This is a genomic window from Streptomyces sp. NPDC039480, assembly GCF_055597165.1.
The window spans coordinates 1-4,539 of record NZ_JBVITX010000029.1 but is presented as its reverse complement, the minus strand read 5'-3'; the positions used below and the strand labels follow the sequence as shown (position 1 = coordinate 4,539).

The following is a 4,539-nucleotide window of genomic DNA, read 5'->3' as shown; positions in this document are numbered from 1 at the left end:
GGCCTCTCCGACACCGACGTCGAACGCATCCGCCGCTGGGGCATGACCGCCCTGCGCCCCGACGAAGGACTCGCCCTCCTCGACACCGCCACCCACCAACCCTCACCCGCGACGCTGCTGGCGGCACATCTGGACTCCGCCACCATCCAGCAGCGCGCAGGCGGCGTCCCGCACAAACTGCGCAGCCTGGTGCGCGAGCCCGCCCGACGGGCCGCCGCTGCCGGGGCGCAGAAGGGAGACGCGGGCGTCACGTTCGGCGAACAGATGGCCGGCCTCGGCGCGGAGGAGCGGGCGCGAGCCGCGCTCGACGCCGTCCGCGGGCACCTCGCCGCCGTGCTCGGCCTCAAGGACGCGCAGGCCGTCGACCCGGAACGGGCCTTCTTGGAGATGGGCCTCGATTCCCTCGGCGCCGTCGAACTCCGCAACCGCCTCATGTCCGCGACGGGCCTCAACGTCCGGTCCACCGCGGCGTTCGACCACCCCACTCCCCAGTCGCTCGCGGACTCGCTGCTCACCCAGCTCGCTCCGCCCGAGCAGACCGAGGGCACGGAGGAGGAGCGGCGGATCCGCCTCGCCCTGCAGTCGATCCCGCTGGAACGGCTGCGCGACGCCGGCCTGGTGACCGACCTGCTCCGACTCGCGGGCCTTGCCGACGAGGAGACCGCCTCCGCCCAGGACGGGCTCGACGGCGCGCCCGAGAAACTCGACATCGACGCGATGGACACCGAGAGCCTGATCAGCATGGCGCTGGACAACGCCGATCTCGCTGATCTCTCCGGCCTCGATGACCTCGCCGACAGCGGCCAGGAGGCGTGAACGACGTGGTGACGACGAACGAAGGGAAACTGGTCGCGGCGCTCCGCTCTTCGGTCAAGGAGACGGAACGGCTGCGGGACCAGGTCAGAAAGCTGACGTCGGCGGCCAGAGAGCCGATCGCCGTGGTCGGCATGTCCTGCCGCTACCCCGGCGGGGTGAACAGTCCCGAGGACCTGTGGCAACTGGTCGCCGAGGGCCGCGACGGGATCACGGAGTTCCCCCGGGACCGCGGCTGGGGCGTGGAGCGGCTCTACGATCCCGAGCTGTCCCGCCCCGACACCAGCTATGTGCGGGAGGGCGGCTTCCTGCACGAGGCCGCCGAGTTCGACCCGGTCTTCTTCGGGATCAGCCCGCGTGAGGCGCTGACGATGGACCCGCAGCAGCGGCAGCTGCTCGAAGTGGCCTGGGAGGCCCTGGAACGGGCGGGCATCGTACCGAGCACGCTGAAGGGCACCCAGACCGGTGTCTTCGCCGGCCTGATGTACCACGACTACGCGCGGAGCGCGGTCTCCGGCAGCGTGGTGTCCGGGCGGGTCTCCTACGCGCTCGGCCTCGAAGGGCCCTCGGCAGTCGTCGACACGGCGTGCTCGTCCTCCCTGGTCGGCCTGCACCTGGCGGTCCAGTCGCTGCGCCGCGACGAGTGCTCCCTCGCCCTCGCGGGTGGCGTGACGGTGATGGCCACACCCGGCATGTTCAGCGAGTTCAGCCGGCAGGGCGCGCTCTCCCGCGGGGCCCGCTGCCGTTCCTACGCGGGCGCCGCGGACGGCACCGGCTGGTCCGAGGGTGTCGGCGTACTGGTCCTGGAGCGGCTGTCGGACGCCCGGCGCAACGGCCATGAGGTCCTGGCCGTCATCCGCGGCTCGGCGGTGAACCAGGACGGCGCGTCCAACGGTTTCACCGCCCCCAACGGACCGGCACAGGAACGCGTGATCCGCGCCGCCCTCGCGAGCGCCCTCCTGTCCCCGGCGGACGTCGACGTGGTCGAGGGCCACGGGACCGGCACCACGCTCGGTGACCCGATCGAGGCGCAGGCGCTGCTCGCGACGTACGGGCAGGAGCGCCCCGAGGGCAGCGAGCCGCTGTGGCTGGGCTCGCTGAAGTCGAACATCGGACACTCGCAGGCCGCCGCCGGAGTCGGCGGGATCATCAAGATGGTCATGGCGATGCGCAAGGGCACCATGCCCAGGACCCTGCATGTCGACGAACCGTCGCCGCATGTGGACTGGTCGGCGGGCGCGGTGGAGCTGCTGACCGAGGCACGGGAGTGGCCGCGCAACGGGCGACCACGCCGGGCTGCGGTCTCCTCGTTCGGGATGAGCGGGACGAACGCGCATGTGATCGTGGAGGAGGCGCCAGAGGCCGAGGAGCCCCCAGCGCAGGTGGGTCCTGAGCCGGTCGCGGTGCCGTGGGTGGTGTCGGGCCGGTCGGCCGAGGCGCTGCGGGCGCAGGCCGGGCGCTTGACGTCGTTCGTGCGGGAGCGGCCTGAGCTGTCTCCGGTGGAGGTCGGCCATGCGTTGGTGACCACGCGGGCGTCGTTCGAGCATCGGGCTGTGGTGGTCGGCGGGGACCGGGAGACGCTGCTGCGGGAGCTGGAGGCCGTGGCCGTGGACGGTGCTGAGCGGCAAGTGGGTTCGGCTTCGGGTCCGGTGGCGTTCGTATTCTCCGGGCAAGGGTCCCAACGCCCGGGTATGGGCCGGGAGTTGTATGACTCCTTCCCGGTGTTCGCGGCCGCCTGGGATGAGGTTCTGGGGCTGCTGGACCTGCCGCTACGAGAGGTCATCTGGCCGGAAGAGGGAGTCACGTCCCCGCTCGACCAGACCTTGTACACGCAGACGTCGGTGTTCGCCTTCGAGGTGGCCCTCTACCGGCTGTTGGAGTCGTTCGGGCTGCGGCCCGACTATGTGGCCGGGCACTCCATCGGCGAGCTGGCCGCGGCGCATGTGGCTGGGGTGCTGTCGCTCGAAGACGCCGTAACGCTGGTGGGTGTGAGGGCTCGGTTGATGCAGGCGCTGCCCGAGGGTGGCGCGATGATCTCCCTCGCCGCCGACGAGGCGACCGTGCGCGAGCTGATCGGCGACCGCGAGGACGTGGCGATTGCGGCGGTCAACGCGGCCCGTTCGGTGGTGATTTCGGGTGTCGAGGATGCGGTGGTGGAGGTCGCAGCGAAGTTCGACGGCAAGACGAACCGGCTGCGGGTTTCTCACGCCTTCCACTCGCCGTTGATGGACCCGATGCTCGACGAGTTCCGTGCCGTGGCTTCGAAGGCCAGCTTCCAGGCTCCGACGATTCCGCTGGTCTCGACCGTCACCGGTGACTTGGTCGCGGCGGACACGATGACTGACCCCTCGTACTGGACGGGACAGGTCCGTGGCACGGTCCGCTTCGCGGACGCCGTGGACACCCTCCGTGAGCAGAGTGTCGGCACCGTCGTCGAGGTCGGCCCCCAGCCCGTCCTCACCCCACTGATCGACGACGCCATCCCGACCCAGCGCCGGGACAACCACGAAACCGCCAACCTCCTGCGCGCCCTCGGCACCCTCCACACCCAAGGCCGGACCATACGCTGGCAGGCCGCCTTCCCCACCACCCCCAACCGGCCCATCGACCTCCCCACCTACGCCTTCCAGCACAAGCACTACTGGCTGGAGTCGTTGGAGGGTGGACCGGCGGAAATGGAGTCGGCCGGACTGGGGGTGGTCGAGCATCCGCTGTTGCGGGCCGTGGTGGAGGCGCCGGACTCGGGCGGGTTGGTGCTGACCGGCCGAATCTCCGTGGAGGGGCAGCGGTGGCTGGCCGACCACGCGGTGCTGGGATCGGTGCTCTTCCCGGGAACCGGCTTCGTCGAGCTGGTCATTCGTGCCGGCGATGAGGCGGGCTGCTCGGTCGTCGAGGAGCTGACGCTGCACGCGCCGTTGGTGCTGCCGCCGGTGGGCGGGGTCGCGGTACGGGTCGGCGTGGGCGGCGCGGACGTGTCGGGACGGCGCGAGGTGTGGGTGCACACCCGTGCGGAGAACGCGGCGGCGGATGGCGAGTGGACTCTGCACGCAGAGGGGACCCTGACCCCCGAGCCCGCCCCCGGGGCACCTGCCACGGCCCACGCGGGCGGGGCGCAGGTCTGGCCGCCCGAGGGTGCGACCGCCCTCTCCCTCGACTCGTTCTACGACAACCTCGACTCACGGGGTTTCCAGTACGGGCCGGTCTTCCGGAACCTCCGGGCGGCATGGGAGCGGGAAGGCACCCTCTTCGGCGAGGTGGAGCTCTCGGACGAGGCGATAGCCGATGCGGAGAGCTTCGCCGTTCACCCCGCTCTCTTGGACGCGGCGCTCCACGTCAGCCTCCTGGAGCCGCAGGACGACCATGCGTCCGGGCCCTCGATTCCCTTTGCCTGGCAGGGCATTCGCCTGTTCGCCTCGGGGGCGACGGTGTTGCGCGTAACGCTTTCCGAGGCGGATTCCGGAATGCGTATCGACCTGACCGACACCGCGGGCGCTCCCGTGGCGTCGGTCGACTCCCTCGTTGCCCGCAGTGTTTCGCCCGGGCAGTTGGAGGGCGGGGAAGGCCGTAACTCTCATCGCTCGCTCTTCGAGCTGACGTGGGCGCCCGCCAGCCCCGCTGACACAGCCCATGCTGCCGAGGACTCGGTGCTGGTGCATGAGGCGGTGGCGGGCGGGGGAGAGGCCGGTGTCCTCGCGGATGTACGAGGAGTTTCGGCCGGGGTACTGG

1 protein-coding gene and 1 pseudogene are annotated in these 4,539 nt (G+C 71.1%); both read left to right on the top strand.

The features are described 5' to 3' along the window. Positions 1–816, top strand: an 816-nt coding sequence (locus ACZ56E_RS40605) for an acyl carrier protein (protein ID WP_471221995.1), incomplete at its 5' end; no start/stop codon positions are given. Positions 817–854: 38 nt separating this feature from the next. Further along, positions 855–4,539 (top strand): annotated as a pseudogene (locus ACZ56E_RS40600) (type I polyketide synthase); the annotation flags it as partial.